This window comes from Desulfobacterales bacterium (assembly GCA_029211065.1).
Classification (GTDB): domain Bacteria; phylum Desulfobacterota; class Desulfobacteria; order Desulfobacterales; family JARGFK01; genus JARGFK01.
In genome coordinates, this window is the sequence record JARGFK010000032.1 from 1 (window position 1) to 19,905 (window position 19,905).

General features: G+C 47.7%; 20 protein-coding genes. 2 read left to right on the forward strand and 18 right to left on the reverse strand.

Annotated features, from left to right (window positions below; genetic code table 11):
- The first annotated feature begins 66 nt into the window (after positions 1-66).
- A complete protein-coding gene (groL, locus tag P1P89_09045; GenBank protein ID MDF1591645.1) occupies positions 67-1,701 on the forward strand; it encodes a chaperonin GroEL in 1,635 nt (544 codons plus the stop codon).
- Positions 1,702-1,727: 26 nt separating this feature from the next.
- Positions 1,728-1,910, forward strand: coding sequence for a hypothetical protein (locus P1P89_09050; protein MDF1591646.1), 183 nt, complete (start codon positions 1,728-1,730; stop codon positions 1,908-1,910).
- A gap of 188 nt (positions 1,911-2,098) precedes the next feature.
- On the opposite strand, the gene P1P89_09055 is transcribed toward P1P89_09050, so the two are convergent.
- From P1P89_09055 to P1P89_09140, 18 genes are all read right to left on the reverse strand, one after another.
- Positions 2,099-2,488 (reverse strand): phage holin family protein, encoded by a 390-nt coding sequence (locus P1P89_09055; protein MDF1591647.1) that lies wholly within the window; start codon positions 2,486-2,488, stop codon positions 2,099-2,101.
- Positions 2,489-2,571: 83 nt separating this feature from the next.
- Complete coding sequence (locus tag P1P89_09060; protein ID MDF1591648.1) at positions 2,572-2,976, reverse strand: hypothetical protein; 405 nt, start codon at positions 2,974-2,976, stop codon at positions 2,572-2,574.
- Positions 2,977-3,102: 126 nt separating this feature from the next.
- Positions 3,103-4,581 (reverse strand): glycoside hydrolase family 130 protein, encoded by a 1,479-nt coding sequence (locus tag P1P89_09065; protein ID MDF1591649.1) that lies wholly within the window; start codon positions 4,579-4,581, stop codon positions 3,103-3,105.
- Positions 4,582-4,687: 106 nt separating this feature from the next.
- Entirely contained in the window at positions 4,688-5,629 is a 942-nt protein-coding gene (locus P1P89_09070) for a glycoside hydrolase family 130 protein (protein ID MDF1591650.1), read from the reverse strand.
- Positions 5,626-6,645, reverse strand: a complete 1,020-nt coding sequence (locus P1P89_09075; GenBank protein MDF1591651.1) for a glycosyltransferase family 4 protein — start codon at positions 6,643-6,645, stop codon at positions 5,626-5,628. The genes P1P89_09070 and P1P89_09075 overlap by 4 nt, the downstream gene beginning before the upstream one ends.
- Positions 6,646-6,659: 14 nt before the next feature.
- Positions 6,660-8,966, reverse strand: coding sequence for a glycosyltransferase family 4 protein (locus P1P89_09080; protein ID MDF1591652.1), 2,307 nt, complete (start codon positions 8,964-8,966; stop codon positions 6,660-6,662).
- 83 nt (positions 8,967-9,049) lie between these two features.
- A complete protein-coding gene (locus P1P89_09085; protein MDF1591653.1) occupies positions 9,050-9,799 on the reverse strand; it encodes a slipin family protein in 750 nt (249 codons plus the stop codon).
- 236 nt (positions 9,800-10,035) lie between these two features.
- Positions 10,036-11,850, reverse strand: coding sequence for an ATP-dependent zinc metalloprotease FtsH (gene ftsH, locus P1P89_09090; GenBank protein MDF1591654.1), 1,815 nt, complete (start codon positions 11,848-11,850; stop codon positions 10,036-10,038).
- A gap of 214 nt (positions 11,851-12,064) precedes the next feature.
- Complete coding sequence (locus tag P1P89_09095; GenBank protein MDF1591655.1) at positions 12,065-12,415, reverse strand: hypothetical protein; 351 nt, start codon at positions 12,413-12,415, stop codon at positions 12,065-12,067.
- Positions 12,416-12,553: 138 nt separating this feature from the next.
- Positions 12,554-12,883, reverse strand: a complete 330-nt coding sequence (locus P1P89_09100; protein ID MDF1591656.1) for a putative quinol monooxygenase — start codon at positions 12,881-12,883, stop codon at positions 12,554-12,556.
- A gap of 131 nt (positions 12,884-13,014) precedes the next feature.
- The gene (locus P1P89_09105; GenBank protein MDF1591657.1) at positions 13,015-13,374 is read right to left on the reverse strand and encodes a hypothetical protein; all 360 of its coding nucleotides are present in this window, start codon (positions 13,372-13,374) and stop codon (positions 13,015-13,017) included.
- A gap of 339 nt (positions 13,375-13,713) precedes the next feature.
- Positions 13,714-14,031, reverse strand: a complete 318-nt coding sequence (locus P1P89_09110; GenBank protein ID MDF1591658.1) for an SHOCT domain-containing protein — start codon at positions 14,029-14,031, stop codon at positions 13,714-13,716.
- Positions 14,032-14,036: 5 nt separating this feature from the next.
- On the reverse strand, positions 14,037-14,219 hold the full coding sequence (locus tag P1P89_09115) for a hypothetical protein (protein MDF1591659.1): 183 nt from the start codon (positions 14,217-14,219) through the stop codon (positions 14,037-14,039).
- 134 nt (positions 14,220-14,353) lie between these two features.
- Positions 14,354-14,854 carry a response regulator gene (locus P1P89_09120; protein ID MDF1591660.1) on the reverse strand — a complete coding sequence of 167 codons (501 nt, stop codon included), beginning with the start codon at positions 14,852-14,854 and terminating at the stop codon, positions 14,354-14,356.
- A 125-nt stretch (positions 14,855-14,979) separates the two neighbouring features.
- Positions 14,980-15,120 (reverse strand): hypothetical protein, encoded by a 141-nt coding sequence (locus tag P1P89_09125; protein MDF1591661.1) that lies wholly within the window; start codon positions 15,118-15,120, stop codon positions 14,980-14,982.
- 310 nt (positions 15,121-15,430) lie between these two features.
- Entirely contained in the window at positions 15,431-16,912 is a 1,482-nt protein-coding gene (locus P1P89_09130; GenBank protein MDF1591662.1) for a sigma 54-interacting transcriptional regulator, read from the reverse strand.
- A complete protein-coding gene (locus P1P89_09135) occupies positions 16,893-18,512 on the reverse strand; it encodes a radical SAM protein (GenBank protein MDF1591663.1) in 1,620 nt (539 codons plus the stop codon). Before P1P89_09135 ends, P1P89_09130 begins: the two co-directional genes overlap by 20 nt.
- A gap of 287 nt (positions 18,513-18,799) precedes the next feature.
- On the reverse strand, positions 18,800-19,831 hold the full coding sequence (locus P1P89_09140) for a fatty acid desaturase (GenBank protein ID MDF1591664.1): 1,032 nt from the start codon (positions 19,829-19,831) through the stop codon (positions 18,800-18,802).
- Positions 19,832-19,905 lie beyond the last annotated feature (74 nt).

The following is a 19,905-nucleotide window of genomic DNA, read 5'->3' on the forward strand; positions in this document are numbered from 1 at the left end:
CCTGTGTCGCGCCAAATGATTATTGGAGGTAACCCTCTACATATAGTGGGCGGTTGAGTTAACTGCATACCCAGTTTAATAAAATATGACATGAAAGCCCGTGAAGCGATGCTGAACGGGGTACGAATCCTTGCGGATGCGGTTGTTGTTACCTTGGGTCCCAGAGGAAGAAATGTCGTCATCGACAAATCATGGGGTTCGCCGACGATCACCAAAGACGGCGTCACAGTGGCCAAAGAAATCGAATTGGAAGACAGGTTCGAAAACATGGGCGCCCAGATGGTAAAGGAAGTCGCCAGCAAAACCAGTGACACGGCCGGTGATGGCACCACCACTGCCACGCTTTTGGCCAGATCTATTTATGAAGAGGGGCAGAAGTTGGTGGCGGCCGGCAATGATCCCATGGCCATTAAACGGGGGATTGATGCCGCGGTAGCAGTAGTGGTGAAAGAACTTCAAAATTTGAGCAAACCCACCCAGGACCAGCGCGAAATCGCCCAGGTCGGCACCATTTCGGCGAACAATGATGAAACCATCGGCAAAATCATTGCCGAGGCCATGAATAAAGTCGGTAAAGAAGGGGTCATCACCGTTGAAGAAGCCAAAAGCATGGAAACAACACTTGAAGTTGTTGAAGGCATGCAGTTTGATCGTGGATACCTATCGCCATATTTTGTGACCAATGCCGAAAAGATGGTCGCCACTCTGGAAGATGCTTACATTCTGATCAACGAGAAAAAGATCAGCAACATGAAAGATTTTTTGCCCATCCTTGAACAAACCGCGAAAATGGGCAAACCGCTCCTGATCATTGCGGAAGATATAGACGGCGAAGCTTTGGCGACACTGGTTGTCAACAAGTTGAGAGGCACCCTGCAGGTAGCCGCGGTTAAAGCGCCGGGTTTCGGCGACAGACGAAAAGAGATGCTGGAAGACATAGCCGTTTTAGTCGGCGGTCAGGTGGTCTCCGAGGATTTAGGAACCAAATTGGAAAGTGTAACGGTTGCAGACCTCGGCAAGGCCAAACGGATTAACATCGATAAAGACAACACCACCATCGTCGACGGCGCCTGTTCGCGCGCGGCCATCGAGGGCCGGGTGAAGCAGATTCGAGCTCAAATCGAAGAAACCACCTCCGACTACGATCGTGAAAAACTTCAGGAGCGGTTGGCCAAACTGATCGGCGGGGTGGCGGTGATCAGCGTGGGGGCAGCCACAGAGACGGAAATGAAGGAGAAAAAAGCCCGGGTCGAAGATGCCCTTAATGCAACCCGTGCGGCTGTAGAGGAAGGGATCGTGCCTGGCGGAGGGGTGGCGCTGGTTCGCTGTCTGTCCGCGCTGGAGAAAATGAGAATCAAAGCCGATCAAAAGCTGGGGGTGAAAGTTGTCATGCGCGCCATGGAGGAACCACTGCGTCAGATTGCCAACAATGCCGGTTCTGAAGGTTCCGTCGTCATCGCTAAAGTCAAAAACGGCGAGGGCGCTTTCGGCTACAATGCCGAAACGGACGCCTATGAAGATCTGTTGAAAGCCGGTGTAATGGATCCGACCAAAGTGGTCCGTCTCGCACTACAAAATGCAGCCAGTGTGGCTTCACTCATGCTGACCACCCAGGCCATGGTTGCAGAAAAACCCAAAGAAAAAAAGGGGGCGCATCCGGGCGCTCAAGGAATGGGCGGCGAAATGGATGAAATGATGTAAACCTCCGTAAAAGGGAGATCATTACGATGAAGAAAAAAGCTATGGCGTATTGGAGTGCTGTTTGCCCTGGATGTAATTTTGGAAGGAAATATCCAAATTCATTTATAGGCAAACGGGTAGTTGAACATTGGAAAAAAGGTTGTCCTGCAAATGAAGCTTATATAGAAGTATTAGGAAAGAAGGAAGAAAAAAACAAGCAAAATAATTGAAGCCGGATGACCCGCTAATGAGTTAGTTTTAATAGCGGGAAAACACGATTGATATTGAAGCCCTGTCACTATGAAGTCGACAGGGCTTTTTGTTTTTTTACGAGAAAAAAAGAGAATTGCCGGCTTCCCAAGCTCATAAATTATCGCATTATTCTGAGATATCTACAGCCTTAATCATACAAATTTGCTTAATTGTCTCTATCGCTTTCATTGTCAGCTTTTTTATATTCCCATTTGCCGTGTTCATTTATATAAGAATTCAAAACCCAACTAACAATGCTTATCAGGAGTGAACCAGATAAAGCAGGCCAAAACCCATCGAGCTCGAAACCGGAAACTACACCTGAAGCCATCAATAGTAAGATTGCGTTTATCACAAAGGTAAAGATCCCTAAGGTCATGATATTTAGCGGCAGGGTCAGCATGATTAATATTGGCCTAAAAAAGGCGTTTAGGATTCCCAATATGGCGGCTGCAGAGAGTGCGGACAAAAACCCGCTCACACGTATTCCATTAAGCAGATAAGATGCGATTATGATCGCAATGGTTAAAACAAGCCACCTTATAAAAATACCCATAATAGTATCTCCCGTTTATCCATTAATATTATCAAGCATACTACTAACTAAGGCCGAGGACTCCTTGCCAGCAACGACAATGCTTATCCACGGTGATCATTTTGGCACCAAGTCTGTCGTTTCAGGTATGCTTGAAATTCTTTGAGAACATACTTGTCGGGAAAATCAGGATGGGAAAAATAATTTAACGTACTTTTGATAAAAGAATCCATCAATCCGTGCAGCACCGCGTCTTTTTCCCGCTCGTCGATATAGTGGCGTTCCCTTTTCTGTTGGAAACGTACGGCTTCCCCCAGAGTATTTCTAATTTCCACGACACTGTAATTTGAAAGCTGTTGATTGGTTAACAGCGAGTCGGTTAATGGAATATCGATCCGCGCAATCATCCCAACGTACCACCGGTCACCGGCCAGTTTGCGGGAAATGTCATAAAAGTCTAATTTCAAACCATTACTGAGTTCCATTGTTTTTATCAATGTCTGTTCCATCTCGCGTTCACCGTTTTGGGTTATTTTTTAGCTCAAGGATGATTTCATATCTCTTGTTCCTTAGTCGCTCGTCTCAACCCTTTTGATCAACCGTGTGAAGTTTTACGTGCACCAATCTTAAAACCGCTAAGCTGCCGCATGCATACAGTTAAGCAAATCGTTGACTGAAACGGTTGCTATACCGGAATTGACATCAGACATGGCGTAAGGGATGACCAATTTGTTATTATGAATTAGCGCACCGCAGGAATATACAACATTGGGTACATATCCCTCACGCTCTTTCTCATGCGGGGCAAGCAACGGCTCATCCAGGCAGGCGATGACTTTTGTCGGATTTTCAAGATCAAGCAGTATGGCGCCGATGCAATACTGACGCATGGGCCCGACACCGTGGGTGAGCACGATCCAGCCTTCATTGGTTTCAAGGGGTGACCCGCAGTTGCCGATCTGGATGAATTCCCAGGAATATTCAGGCTCCTGGATGATTTGGGACTTCTGCCAGAAATGGATATTGTCTGAGAACATGATATGATTGTTTTCACCGTCCTGGCGCGAGAGCATGGCATAACGGCCGCCGATTTTCCGGGAAAAAAGCGCCATGCCTTTGTTTTGTACGGCTTTACCGTTGAGCGTTAAAATGTTGAACCTGATAAAATCCTTTGTTTCAATCAACTGCGGTAATATTGTAATGCCGTTGTAAGCGGTATAGGTCGCATAATAGACGACCTCCCCGTTGTCATTGAAAAATTGAACGAAACGGGCATCTTCAATGCCCCTGCTTTCGTTTTTCGAAACGGGAAAGATCACCCGTTCGGATATACTGTGATCGGGGTGGAAACTCACCTCGTAGTTGGAATCCGCAAGCCAGCATATCACTTCGAAGGTTCTGTTTTGGATCGTTATTGAAAATTGCGGTTTTGCGCGAAGTATTTCGATTTTTTCTATTAATTCGTTATACGTAAAATTTTCCGACAGCTGATGAAGAATATGGGCGGTTATCTCATTGCCGGCCCCCATTTCATTGAGCTTGCGCTGGAAGGGATTGAGCTTGTAAACCGGGTCTAATTGGAGGTCCGGCGTTTCTACAAAATCACTGATCGGATCGAAGAGAATCCTATTGTAGCGGTCAAGGATGCCGCTGCGAAATACAATTGACGAAACATGGCCTTCCCCGGTTGCCCGCAGGCTCATGATAAAGCGTAAACTGCCTTTGTTCAGATGGCTTTGATCAGGATGGGGGACGATGGAAGGGTTGAAAAGAGCGGCCGATTCAATAGAGTACTCCTTGGTAAAGTAAGCGCCGATGAGGGCCTTTTGGACATCGCTGAGCATGGCATCCCGGGGAAGATAAGCTTTCACTTCTTTTAAATGCCGCTCAAAAATGTGCCCGATGTCTGCGTGCCTTCCGGAAAAGTCGATCATTATTTGTGCAATTAAATTTTCGGCCGCCGCATCCGGCAAGCGCATTATCCGTTGAATTATTTTAGAGATGCGATAGCTCTCATCGGGAAGATGAAGCCGGGTGATCACCCGTGAAGTATCCCCTACGATCTTATTCGCTTTTCTTTTAACTTTCAGCTTTTGACGTTTTTCAGGGTGCATATTATTGTGTCCTTAGCGTTGTAAGTCTGTTAATTTTGGTGAATTGTCAATTCCAGCCTATCCTCGATGTTGAATCTCCGGTCTGCGATCACACGACAATGCGCATCTACATCGGTGGCCGGGAAACCGAGAGGCAGAGCGCTACCAATTCATCAATGACGGCCGTGCCGGCACACATGACCGAATCCGCTCCGCCCCAGTATATTTTTACCGTACCGTCGTCTTCCGGAACAGCGCCGCAGGTAAAGACAACATTGGGGACATAGCCGGTTACCTCCCAAGGGTCCTCCGGCTGCAATATCCACTGATCGGAAACGCCGATGATGTTGGCCGGATCACCAAGGTCATGCAAGGCCGCGCCGAGACGATACACCGTTCCGGACATGGTCTTAAAAACGCCATGGTAAATATGAAGCCAGCCTTTCTCGGTTTTAAATGGCGGTGCGCCGGGCCCGATTTTCATTTCATCCCAGTGATAGGCCATCGGTTTCATAATCACCCGGGAATCACCCCAGTGCACGAGGTCGGGAGAATAGGAAATCCAGATCGACCAGGACGAAATTTCGGAATGCGGCCGGTCCAGACGCACATACCGATCGCCGAACTTTTCAGGAAAAATGACCACATTGCGCAGATCGGCCTGGGTGATCAGCGCAATGCGTTCCACTTTTTCAAAATCCCGGGTGCGCGCCAGGGCAATCCGCACGCCGTGACGGGAATAGGCGCTATAGGTCAGCAGATATTCTCCCGCTACGGGGCAAATTCTAAGATCCTCGACCCCGAACGCTTCATATTCGGCAAAAATATTGTCCGTTGAAGGTATCAGAAAGGGATTGGGATGAACCGTAAATGAAAAACCATCCTCGCTGTCGGCCCTGCCGATGATGGAGCGCCCGTTCAGCAGATGCGACCTGAAAAGCATAATGTAACGGTCGTTGTGTTTGACGATGCCCGCATTGTGAACAGTAGCTACCGGATACGGCACATCCTTTTTTGTCAGGATGGGATTTTTTTTAAACCGTTTGATGACTGGATGATGCATTTTCATATGGATTTGTCCTGTAAAATCATTTCATAGACCTTTATATATTCCGCGATCATGCGGTCGACTGTGAAATGCCGCTCAACATGGCGACGACAGGTTGCGCGGTCAATCTCTCTAATACGTCCAACCGTCTTAACAGCCTCGTCCACAGTGTTGACCAAAAAACCACTTTTGCCGTTTTCGATAAGTTCAGGCATGCTGCCCCTATCAAAGGCGATCACAGGCGTACCGCAGGCCATGGATTCGATCACAGACAGACCGAAAGGCTCATCAAACTGTATCGGGTGCAATAGCGCGCAGGCTTTGCCGAGCAGCCGGTTGCGCTCAACGGGTCCGACGCTGCCGATATAAACCACCTTGTCGTTGTCTATGTGAGGGGCGACATATTGGTTATAGTAAGCCTGGTCCTGGATGATACCCGCCATTATCAGCTTTTTACTGCAGGCCCCGGCGATTTCGATCGCTTGCCGGACGCCCTTGTCATTGTGAATGCGCCCGAAAAACAGCAGGGTGTCGTCCGGAGCAGGCTGAAAATCAAACTGCCGGACATCAATGCCGTGATGGATGGTTTTGATATAATCAAGATCCGGCGATCGATCGGCATCGCTGATGGAAACATAAAACGCCTTGCCGTTGTATTTCTTGTAAACCGGCAGAATCCCGGGCGATGAAAAGCCGTGGATGGTGGTCACCACCGGGGTGGTGGTCAGGCCGGTATAGGTCAGCGGCAGGAAATCAAAATGGTTGTGGACCATGTCGTATGCGTCGGCATGCTCAAAGAGTTCGGAAATGTGCAGAGACTCCCATACTTTTGGAATGAGTGCGCGATCTTCTTCATAACCCCGCGGGCAAACAGCGTGCAGCGTGCCGCTGGTCCGGGAATCCGCGGTTGCAAACAAGGTCACATCATGACCGCGCAAAACCAATCCTTCGGTCAAAAGTGACGCCACGCTCTCCCAGGGGCCGTAGTGACGCGGCGGCGTGCGCCAGGCAATGGGCGAAAGTATGGCAATGTGCATGGCTGATCCTTTTGTTAAAAGGTTTTCTGTGACAGCGGCTGGTTTAAAATCTCGTCGGCATAAAGCTTTTGCAATGTCATCAGCGAAAGCAGCCAGGCAAGGGAAGATTCGGCGCCTTCATTCTGATTGATGCCGTCCGCCATCAACCCATCGCGGCAGCCGCCGGTCTTGGGATCATAGAGCGGCATATTCAGGTCATTGTGGCCGAGAAACCAATTGAAACACATAACTGCATTGTCGAACCATGTTTTATCCCGGGTGACGTTAAAGGCTTTCACACAAGCCTCGACCATGGCATGGGCTTCGACGGGCTGCTGGTCGAAGCGGGCCCTGGGTCCGCCTTTTTCATACCATCCGTTGCTGCCGATGGGCACAAAGTGATTGTCTTCGGTTTGGATGGCAAGCAGCCACTTGAGGGAGTTGAGTCCCATATCGATCATGTCGTTGCGATGCATCCGCTTGCCGGACACCATCAGGGCATGCGGCAGTTTGCCGTTGGCATAGTTCAAGGCGTTCTCAAGCCAGGGCCAATCGTCTGTTGCATGGTTTTTAAACTGATTGAAAAGCCTGCCGGCAAGGACTTCCTGAATTCTGCGCACATCACTGTCGCCGGAAAATTTATCGAGATAAGCATTCATGCCAATCAGGCAAAAAGCGATGGCGCGGGGTGAATAAAAATTCTCGACAGCTCGAAGTGCCTTGTTGAAAAGGGTTGTGCTCATTGCAAGCTGCCCGGGGTCGTCAAGAAAAGCCACTGCCTTTCCTATGCACCAGAGCGCTCTGCCATGCGCATCCTCGGACCCGATCTCCTCTATCCACTGCCGCGAATAATTCATGAAATTGCGAAAGCGCCCATTTTTTTCATTATAGGCATACAGAAGAAATCCGAGATAATGACCGCTGAGACCATCAAGCCCCAAACCGTTTGCCGGCAGGCATTTTTGACCCATGGCGGCAACCAGCAGCGCTCTGGCATTATCATCAGTGCAGTAGCCATGGCTGCGATCGGGAATGGTATAGGTGGCATGTTGCAGGATGCCGGTATCATCGGTAAAGGCCTTCAGATGATCGAGCTTGATCTCCGGAAGCTCAAAATTCGTGATGGCCTTGATGTTTTCAACATAGGAATGCCGGGGACGGGGGTGCCGGGTGCGGTTTTGCTGCACCTCACTGAAAGCCTGGAGGTATTTTCGGGATACCTCCTTCCAGACCGCGTCACGACTGAATGTATAGGCTTTTTTGCGCATGGCGTGCCGTTCAACATCGTTGTCCAGAAGTTCGATAATTTGCTGGGCCATGGCTTCCGGATTGCGGAAGGGCACAATTCGGCCCCGGCCTTCGGCAAGCATCTCGGTGGCATACCAGTACGGGGTTGAAATAACGGCTTTGCCGGTACCCATGGCATAGGCAAGGGTCCCGGAGGTAATCTGGGCTTCTTCAAGATAAGGGGTTACGTAAATATCGGCGATGCCGAGAAATTCACATAACTCTTTTAGTTCAACAAAACGATTTTGAAAAATGACATGCTCGCCGATATTGAGTTTGCGCACGAGCTGCTGCAGCATGATACGGTATGCATCCCCCTGCGACTTCAAAATATGCGGGTGGATTGCACCCAGGACAATATAGACCACATCCGGATGTTTTTTGATGATCGCCGGAAGCGCCTGCAATACATTTTCGATGCCCTTATTTGGGGAAAGCAAGCCGAATGTGAGCAGCACTTTTTTGCCTTCCACACCGAACTTGTCTTTGTAAAAGCTTGAATCAATAAACGGCGTGTCGGGAATGCCGTGATGGATAAAGGCAATTTTCTCCTCGGGCACGGCATAGATATCTTTTAGGAAATCAGCTGCCTTATGGCTCATCACCACCAGTTTATCGGATAAATCGGACAGCTTGCACATGACGTCATGGTATTCCGGCGCGGGGTCCTTTAAAACCGTGTGTAACGTCGTCACCACCGGCATGCGCAGATCACCCAATAGTTTCAGCAGATGGCTGCCGGCCGGACCTCCAAAAAGACCGAATTCATGCTGCACACAGACAATATCCGTCTGACTGATATTGAGAAATTGAGATGCGACGCTGTAATCGCTCATCTTGTTCTGGTTGATCTCGAAGCGTACTTTTTCCGGATAAGGATATCCCTCGGGTTTGTCGTTCATGGCAGCCGCCCAGCAGTAAATACCGGTGGCTTCCGCGGATAAGCCTTCAACCAGATCCGTGGTGAAAGTTGCAATACCGCACTGGCGGGGCAGATAGTTGCCGATGACGGCAACCGAGTCGATTCCCTCATAATACTTAATAACAGATGTCATAACCGCTGCCTTTTTTCTGTTCTTCTCGTTTAGCTTTATCTTTTTTCCCCTTGTCGCCCATCGCATCCCTCTTTCTTTTCAAATTATTTTTTATCCATTAACTTGAGCAGCGGCGTGAACAGATCCATGGGAAAGGGGAAAATGGTGGTCGTGTTCTGCTCGGACGACATCTCCCGCATGGTCTGGAGGTATCTGAGCTGCAGCGCCATGGGATGCTCACTAATGATTACTGCGGCTTCGGCCAGCTTTGCGGCTGCCTGAAATTCGCCTTCGGCATTGATTATCTTGGCGCGCCGTTCTCTTTCAGCTTCAGCCTGCTTGGCCATGGCCCGCTGCATTTCCTGCGGCAGATCGATGTGTTTGAGCTCCACCGTGGCAACCTTTATTCCCCAGGGATCCGTGTGTGTGTCGAGTATTTCCTGAAGCTCTGAATTTATTTTTTCCCGGGCCGACAACAGTTCATCCAGCTCGGCCTGGCCGCAAACACTTCTTAAGGTTGTCTGGGCCAGCTGGGACATGGCATACTGATAATTTTCCACTTCGATGATGGCCTTGACCGAATCAATGACCCTGAAGTAGATAACGGCATTTACCTTCACTGAGACATTGTCACGGGTGATAACATCCTGAGGATCCACATCCAGGACCAGAAGACGCAGGCTTACCTTGACCATCTTATCGACAACCGGAATCAGTATGATCAATCCCGGCCCTTTGGCGGCAATAACCCGCCCCAGCCGGAATATAACCCCGCGCTCATACTCGTTTAAAATCCGTATGGCTGTGGACAGGAAAAAGACAACCAGTAGGACAATGGCAATAGTGGTATACATTTTTAGTTCTCCTTATTTAAATTAATTGAACAATTCCATACGGATCGATTTTGCCCTTTCCGAAGCTCACCCTCATTTAATTTTCGGTTGTCCGGAGGAGCTTTATATTTTTTGTCGTTAGATCCGAATTCCTTTGAGATCAGTTCTCTGACATAAGCCTGAACATCATATTTCAATATGTCTGCCATTTTTTCCTCCTATGGTATCAATATTGATGCAACCCTTTACCAGTTATTTTAAACCGATGACGAATCTGCAATTGTCGGTTTGGCTGCCGACAGCATCCTTCTAAGCTCCTCTCCCTGCACACTTTCCTTCTGCGAAAGGAGATGGGCCAGATCATCCAGGACAGCTCGCCGCTCAGAGAGGATTTTACGCACGCGCTGATGGGCTTCCTCGACGAACCGAGCGACTTCCTCGTCAATTTGGGCGGCCTTGGCCTCACTGTAATTTTTATTAGGAGAAAAACTATCCGGAAGAAACATCGCCTGGCGTGGGCGCTCATAGCTCACCAGCCCCAGGAGATCGCTCATGCCGTATTCCGTAACCATGGACCGGGCAATGTCAGAGGCCCGCTGCAAGTCGTTCTGGGCGCCGGTGGAAATTTCCTTAAACACCAGTTCCTCCGCCACCCTGCCGCCCAAGAGAACAGCCAGCCGGTCCAGCAGTTCCGAGCGGGTCATTAAGTAGCGGTCCTCGGTGGGTTGCTGCTGGGTATATCCAAGCGCCGCGATCCCCCGGGGAATAATGGAAATTTTGTGCACCGGGTCGGCATACTCGACAGACTCGGCCACAATCGCATGTCCGGACTCATGGAAGGCGACAATCTCTTTCTCCTGAGCATTCATCACCCGGTTCTTTTTCTGCAGACCCGCAACCACCCGGTCGATGGCCTCGTCGAAATCCGCCAACTCTACCGTTTCTTTGTCATTTCGGGCAGCCAGCAATGCGGCTTCATTGATGATGTTGGCCAGGTCGGCTCCCACAAAGCCCGGGGTGCGGCCGGCGATCTTGCGAAGATCGACTTCGGGGCTTAACAGCACATTCTTGGAGTGAATTTTTAAGATGGCTTCCCGTCCATTGATGTCCGGTCGGTCCACCAGAACCTGCCGGTCAAACCGCCCCGGCCGCAGCAAGGCCGGATCCAGGATTTCCGGCCGGTTGGTGGCGGCCATGATGATGACCCCTTTGTTCGTTTCGAATCCATCCATTTCCACCAGGAGTTGGTTGAGGGTCTGCTCGCGTTCGTCATGACCGCCCATGACATTCATTCCCCGGGCTTTTCCCAACGCGTCCAGCTCATCGATGAAGATGATGCAGGGGGCCTGGCCGGCAGCCTGGGCGAAAAGATCGCGAACCCTTGCTGCACCCACGCCGACGAACATCTCCACAAACTCAGACCCGCTGATGCTGAAAAAAGGCACCTTGGCCTCCCCGGCTACGGCCCTGGCCAGCAGGGTTTTGCCGGTCCCCGGCGGGCCGACCAGAAGCACCCCTTTGGGAATTCTCCCCCCCAGCTTCTGGAATTTTTCCGGAGTGCTCAAAAATTCAACGACTTCCTGGAGTTCTTCTTTGGCTTCATCGATGCCGGCGGCATCGGCGAAAGTGACCTTAGTCTCACTCTCGGCGAAAATCTTGGCTTTGCTCTTGCTAAAAGACATGACCCCCATCCCCGGCCCCATCTTTTTCATGGCATAGCGCCAGATCAGGAAAAAAATGCCCATGGGGATGATCCAGGAGAGAAGCGCTCTCAGAAATTTACTCTCATAGCGTCCGGAGTAACTGACCTTGTGATCATCCAGATCCTTCACCAGGTTGGGATCATCCACCCGAAGCGTCGTAAACTTTTGGACCGGCGTTCCTTTTAGCATCCCATTTATATTTTCCGGGCCGATAATCAATTCATTCACGTTGCCTTGGGCGATGTGTTGTTTAAACTGGCTGTAGGAGATCGATTCCACTTTTGAAGAAAAATAGGTTTGCTGCAGGTAGCTGATCGTAAGAAACACGACCAGGAAATACCATATGCTGAAACGCGCCTTGGGGGGCAAGCCATCCTTTTGTTTCTGCGGGTCTTTAAGACCGAAGAGGGAACGAAGCTTGTCTTTTAAATCTTCCAGCGGCTCTTTTTTTTCATTAGGCGCCATTTTTATTTTCCTTATTCGGAATTCGGTTCAAGTCGCATAGGGCTTCGTGTGAATAATAGCGCGTTGGAAATGAAGATATTTGTTTCTTTCTTTTATATGCCAACCTGCAATAGCCATCTCAATTTTTGACAAGAAGTATAATCCCATCGGCGCATGCTCGGCTCACAGCATAATCAGCCTTCTTTTGCCCGGGCATTTTATCCCAGCCGCCCTTTTCAATGAATTCAGATCTCTTCCAGTAACCTGCCTCCTCAAATTCTTTGAGTTTCTCCTCTTGGTTCGGTTCTTTCTTAAATTGGGCGACGCAGATCGCTGCCTGACTCGCCAAAACCGCCTCTGCAGTCATCGTTTGGGTCGTGCCGGCGGTTGTCCAGCCTCCCCACGCAAAACCGATGATTATTGCGATGACTGCCCCAACGACTATCCCCCAACTTCCAAACTTAACTTTCCCTTCAGTTTCCGGTTTCATTGATAATACCTCCTTGAATTTTGTTGTGATATTTTTGCCAGTGATGACCCTGGGACCAATGCGTAGGCTGAGGTGATCGGCTCCGGTGATGTTTATCTTAATAAATATATCGTTTGCATATTCTACAGTATTGATCAGTCAGTTTCTTTTTTTTCTTACGGAATTGACAGCTTCGATTCCTTCAGAATTTGAGACCGTAAAGATTTGAATTTTCAATGGCTCACATAAAAGGGTCTTTGATCCAAGCAAAACACCGAATCGATGCGACCTTAGATGATGTTCCAGATCTTCACGGGTTTCCCACTCCTCTATCAGGCTGAAAAGATTCTTGTCTTCGATATCACAAAAGACGGCATAGCTCAGACAACCCGCTTCCTTTCCCGTTGGCTCGATCATGGAGAGAAGCGTTTGCGAAACCTCCAGCTGTTTTTCCGGAAGTACGTTCATATTTATCCTGACAATGATCATGAAAGCTCTCCTCGCCGTAGAGCAGAACACTCCACGGTAAAAACACGTGATAGCGAGACTATAGATCCGCCGGTAGGGGCCACTTCTGAAAATTTAAGGATTGATCGTTTGCCGATGCCGGCAGTCGTTGCTCATAGGCTATTTTTCATTATCAGTGCGGAACAGCTGTCTATAACACGGCTATCAGGCTCCTTCTCAAAAGGCATTGTTGCCCATCCCTGATCTTTGATATATTGATCTCTTTTCCAGTAATCGGTTTCTTTGAATTCTTTCAGTTTTTTGTCTCTCTCCGGATCCTGATTAAATTGCGCAACACAAATCGGCGTCATACGATCGGCAACGGCAGTTTGCGCCATTTTTTCAGCCATATTCAGAGAGTTACTTCCTAAAACCCATCCGCCCCAGGCAAAGCCGATAATCATTGTTACAATTGCACCACCAACAGCACTCCACACACCTGTTGTGATTTTATCTTTGCTCACTTGATTCATTGGATACCTCCTTTTACGGTTAAGCGAATTGATAGCTGACATCTAGATGTTCAAGTTTCGTGCCATGGAAGCCAGATCTCTGTTTATTTACACAAGACACTGATTTTTTAATGTGTTTTTTATAAAAAGGAGCGCCTGTGGATTGGTGAGCGGTTGTAAAGTCTGGCCATATATAACCAATGGTCATATATGGCCAGACTTGCTCTCTTTGGCGCGGTCGGATCTTTCGCAGGGATAAGGAATTGATTTGGAGAATATTTGGGAGATGGGACGATGAGACGTCACGTCGAATGGACGGGCAGTATCCCAGCGGGGGCAGGTCCTTTGTTGAAAAGTCCTTTATGATTCCAAGTCCTTTTTCTTCCGGTCAAATTCCGCTTTGTCGATTTCACCTTTTGCATAACGCTTCTTCAAGATATCTAAAGGTGTTTCTATGATCGAACCATCGGAGCCTTTTGATTTTGAAACTTGAACCCAAAAATAAATAACAACACCGACTAAGACCAGAATTATTAGCCACATAAATCCTCCACCATAACCGTATCCCATCATATGGCCCCAGTTACCCATGGATCTGTCATATGGACCTTGTGCACAAGCAAAAATTGAGAGCGGTGCCAGTATCAAAAACATAAAAATTATTTTTTTCATTCCCATATCCTTTACCTCCTTAAATTATTAAATTGGGAACGCTCCTTTCCATAACGATACAGGGGATACCAGCGGTTGAAATGAGACTTGCGCGACAATGCCTTCTTTTTCTCCTGGGGGTTTTTAAAGCCTAAGCGGGAAGATAACTTACCTTTTAATTTTTCCAGCAGTTCCTTTTTTTCAATAGATGGCATTCGTATTTTTCCTTTTTTTCTTAGACCACGTGCCATGCATTTTTAAAACTTGCGTCATGTCAATAAAATTTCCCTGCAGCTCTTTACAGTCGTATCCTACAAATAAGTTACAAAATTAATGTCAATCCTCACTTTCAAAAGCCACTAAGCGATTTTTGGTCTTCTGAGAAGCGCCCAGACGCTTCCCCCGGCCCCACGCTTCCAGGTCCTCGTTCTCTGGACGCCAACGCTCCTTGGACTGTACTTTGAAGATCTTCCAGTCTAAAGGGTTTGAATATGACTGAGTCTACAGACCCTCTTTTCACCTTCTCCAGAACAGCCTCACTGTCAGAGCCCGTTAGCAGTATGACCGGGGTCCTTGGGGATCTTTCTTTAATGTGGCCGGCCAGGGTCAAACCGTCCATGGCGGGCATCTCAAAGTCGGTTAAAACCAAATCGAAAGTTCTATCGAGAAAGACAGCCAGAGCTTCAATGCCGTTGATAGCAAGCGCCACCTCATATCCTATGAACTCAAGGAACTCGGAAACTACGTTCCGAATAGCCTTGTTATCGTCAGCCAACAGTATACGTCTGGATCTTGCTTGTCCTGCGTTTGAGGATACAGATTTATTCGTCTCTTTCTTAGTCTTTCCCATGTTCCACCTGTTTTTGTGAACAGTGATGTTTCCATCCCATGCCCGTTCAGTTGTGCAGAAAGCAGCATATCACCACCCTGCCTTATTTGGACTTTGAGGCTGCATCGTGATAGGCGCTCTTTACTTCAGCCCTTCTTCTTTCCCACGACCAGCAACAAGATGCCGCCCACGAGGGAAATACCCCCTACAATCGGCGGAAGCGGAATTGTTCTCGTCTTCTCAGCCGTCAAGTGGATGGGACCGATAACGAAATTTCTTTTTTTCATAGCGATTACTCCTTTTTAACAGATGGTTTTACCTGTTTGCTTTAATTTCTCCGTAGTTCGGAAAATACTTTTGCAGCGCGATTCATAGTTTTATAAGTTCAATTTATGTGCCAGGGTTCTGACACTAAGGGTCTCCGCATCCATCAGTCTGATTTATTGGAATAATTTACATGACAAACACTTGCAGGCAAGGCATTTACAGCCATAAAAAATGGGTCATATTTGCCCAAGTGGTCAAATACGACCCTTTTTTACGAGTCACTGATGTAACGGGTGGAAAATAAGGGCAGGTTGAATTCAGAATGAGAATTTATGGTTTTCGGATATTATATTTACGCATGCGGGCGCGCAGGGTGCTGCGGTTTAGCCCGAGGATTTCGGTTGCACTGTCTTTTCCGCTGACTTTCCACTGGGTCTGCTCAAGCACCCGAATAATATATTCGCGCTCAACCGCTTCTAAAGTTTTTTGGCTGGCACTTAAATCCTTGAACGGCTTTTTGAGTTCATCAACCAGCCGCAGCTTGGGACCCGACGAGTTGATCACCGCACGTTCAAGGACATTTTCAAGCTCCCTGACATTTCCAGGCCAGTGATAATTTTGTAAGGCATTCATGACGCTTGTCGGGATGATTCCAATGGCCTTACCCATTCGCTTGGAAATCTTTTTGACATAAAAATCCACAAGCAGCGGCAGGTCATCCATGCGATCCCGGAGCGGCGGCATGGTAATCGGGAAAATATTTAACCGGTACCACAGATCGTCACGGAAACGGCCCTTGCGGACTTCCGCTTCCAGATTGCGATTGGTGGCGGCAATAATCCGTGCATCGACCTTGATGGTGCGGGAGCTGCCCAACCGTTCAAACTCACCATCCTGGATCACCCTGAGCAGCTTGGGTTGCAGTTCCAGCGGTAATTCGCCGATTTCATCCAGAAAAAGGGTGGCGCCGTCGGCGACTTCGAATCGCCCCAAGTGCCTGGAATGCGAACCGGTGAAAGCACCCTTCTCATGACCGAACAATTCGCTTTCGATCAGGTTTGCGGGTAGTGTGGCGCAATTTACTTTTACCAGCGCCCGATTTTTGCGCTGGCTCAACCCGTGAATGGCCCGGGCGACCAACTCCTTGCCGGTTCCGGTTTCACCAAGAATCAATACGATGGTATTGCTGGCGGCAATCTGTTCAACTTTGTAAAGCACGTATTCGAGCCCGTCGCTTTGACCGATAATGTTCTCATGGTTGTATTCCAGTTTGATTTCTTCCTGCAGATAGGCCCTTTCCGCCTCCAGCTGATCTTTTAATTTTTTTATTTCTGAAAGGGCGGTCTCAGCTGTTTGTTTGTCTTTTTCCGCTGCTTCCCTTGCGACGACAAGTTCGGCCGTTCGATTTTTAACAAGAACCTCGAGATCTCTTTTATAATCTTCCCGTTCCGTCACATCCTCAATGGCCAAAAGGATCAGTTGGGTCTGGTTCGTTTTTCTGTAAATCCGCTTGGCGTTTAAATGCATTATCTTTCGGCCGATTGCCTCAAAGTTATGTTCCACTTCAAAGTCATGGAATACGGTATTTTCAGGAAGGATATCTTCAAGCAATTCTCTCAGCTTTGGGATGTTCCATTGCCGGTTGCCAAGATCATATATTAATGTTCCCTCGGTCTCATCCGGTTTGACGTTGAACGTCCGGTAAAAGGACTGATTAGCCTTTACAACTTTCAAATCAGGATCGAGAACCACTAAAGGTTCACGAATCGAACCCAGGATGCTGTCAAAAACTTCAATAAATTTTTGTTTCATTTTTAACATCTAATTCCTTTTTTGCGATTTTAAGTTTGTCTAAAAATGCGTCTTTCCTAAATGTTTTAAACCAGTTTTTTACGATAAAATAGCCGCCAAATCTCAACATGTAATTTCTAAAGTATCTTCTGTGCCATATATTAAAAGCCAGCGTGATATATTTCACTCTACCGACAACGATTGTAAATGCAGACGTAAACACAATCGCCGGGAAATTAATTAATATGTTTTTTAAGATTTTCCAAAAATTGCTGAAATTATAAAATCTATACATCAAATCTCCAACAATCTGCTGTATTTCTTCCGGTTCCAAACCATCGTCAGGCATAAAAAGGGGGTATTGTCCGTCATAATATTCCCAACCCACCCGATCAATCGTAAATATACGATTTTCTTGAATCAGTCGTTCCCTTAAATCTGTGCCGGGCAAGGGTATTGTCAGCAACACCTGGAGCGTATCAATCCTTGCTTTTTTGATAAAATCTTTGAAATATTTTGCTTTTTCGCTTAACGGAATAACTTTGTGTGAAACATCAGATTTTCTGGGATAGCCAAAAATGAACATGCCATGGATAAAAAAGCCATGTTCATGAAATGTGTTTGTCCAATTTATGAGATCTTTTGACAAGTATCCTTTTCTCATGGCAATTAATTCTTCGTCAATAGGGGATTCATACCCAATACAGACGTTATGAATATTGGCTTTTTTCATCGCCTCCAATAAGTCCGGATATTTTGCATCGGTTATTCTTGTTTGAACCGTTATTTTAAGTTTTATTTTGTATTTTTGCTGGTATTCCTTCAGTAGGTTGCAAAATTCGATAGCTTCTTGTCGATTTGCCGCAAAATGGTCGCTTGCTTCAAAAAATTCGCGAGCCCCATGAGTTTCGACAAGATGCCGAATCTGGTTCATCATATTTTCCGGAGAACTACATCTGGCTTTATCTTTAACCGCGCAAAATTCACAGTTGGAATTACAGCCCCTTGTTCGCGTAATTGGATATAGTTTTATTTTAGCATATCGCATCAAATTAAAATCAGGTAATGGAAGGATATCAAAGTCTTGTATCAATGCTCTTTCTGGTGTTTTATAGACGCTTCCGTCTTTTAAGAATGCAATGCCCTGAATGTCGGACAGATCCTGGTTCTTTTCCCATGCTGAGAGCAGTTCTTTAATCGTTATTTCACCCTCCCGCAACACGACCACATCAATATCATGATCTAAAGCCTCTTCAATTAATGCTTCAACATGTTTGCCGCCGGCGACGGTTTTTACACCGGCGCTTTTATAGAATGCTGCAAGTTCATAAATCCTTGGGGCAGTCGATGATATTGAAGCATAAAAACCAACTGCGTCAGCGGGTCTTTCTTTTTGTAGTTGCCTATGATCCAGCAAATTATTTTTATCCCTAGGGTAGAACCTGCCGTGACAATTATTCTCATCGATGATTTCAACATCCCAGTTATCCAGCTTGCTTGCATTTGTTGCCACATAGATTGGTCCAATAGAAGTTGTGTGGCTTGCCAAAGAGGTATAGATGTTGAAATTTGGAAAGACAGGAATAAATATTCTGAAACGAAACCTTTTTCTATTTATCATAGGAGTACCTCCTGTGTGATCTATCTTAATAAACATAACTGTTGGCAGTCTGGAGCCTGTTCAAGAACAGTGGGATATCATGTAGAATTGGAAAAAATAATTCGAAATAGAAATATGTTAAAATCGGGCAAAATAATAAAGCATTTCGGTTGAATTGAGCGGCACGGTCTATAGGGTTGAACTGCACGTCCCGGCTGCATTCCACGCATACGCCTATGAAGGGTCCTTCTTTGCCCCTTGGCAACCTGCTATGCCAGAACTTGATCTTTCAGTGAAAACTGACCATTTCAAGGAAAAGCGACCATTTTCTGCCGCTCCTCATCCCATAATTTCAGTCGAAAACAAGAAAGGCTTTTCACGATTGTGAGCGGCGTCCTGGCTTGCAGCGCCGGAACAGAATCGTAACACTTTTTCAGGTGATAATTGGGAATTCTGGGACTCAGGTGGTGGACATGGTGATAACCGATGTTACTTGAAAGCCACCGCAGAACAGCCGGCAACTTGTAGAATGAACTGCCTTCCATGGCTGCGCGCAAAGGCTCCCACTCGCTTTTTCGTGCCCAATACCCCCCCTCGAACTGATGCTGCACGTAAAACAGCCAGATTCCCGCCGCACCGGCAAGCAACAGCACCGGCAACTGGATCAGGAGGTAGATCCGCCACCCAATAACCCGGGCGGCAACCAAAAACACGGCAATGATGAGCAGGTTGGTGAAAAGTACGCTCATACGTTCCTTCCGCTTCACCCTTCGGGTTGGAAGCCGGTTGCCGAGCAGAAAATTGAATATTACGCCCAATCCAATCAGCACCACAGGGTTGCGGTAGAGCCTGTATTGCAACTGTTTTCTCTTCGGCAAATCCTCATACTCCGATCGCGTCATGGTCCAGATATCGCCAAATCCCCGCGCATCGAGATTTGCGTATGTCGCATGGTGCCGAAGGTGGCTGAAGCGCCAGTCCTCAAACGATGTGAACACCAACACCCCTAAAAGGTAGCCCAAGAATGTGTTGGCGCTCATCGATTTAAAGAACGAACCATGCACACAGTCGTGGAATAAAATGAATATCCGGACCAGAAACGCTGCGGCAGGCAGGATGAGAATCAGCGTCAACGTGAACGGGTAACCAATTTGAATCGACCGGATCATCAGATACCAAAGACAGCAGTAAGGGACTAACGTGTTTATCAGTTGCCAGAAAGCTTTCCGGCTGTCGGAATTCCGGAAAGTTGCCAGTTCCGGGTACCAATCGGGCCACAAGCGACCGGGACTTTTCCTTTCCTCATTGCTGCTGGCTCTATTCGCTTCACGACCAACCATATTCAAACCTCCGCCTGGCTGTTCCTCCCTTCAAAGCCCTGGCTCAGTTCCGCCTCGGCATTTCTTCGCTCAGG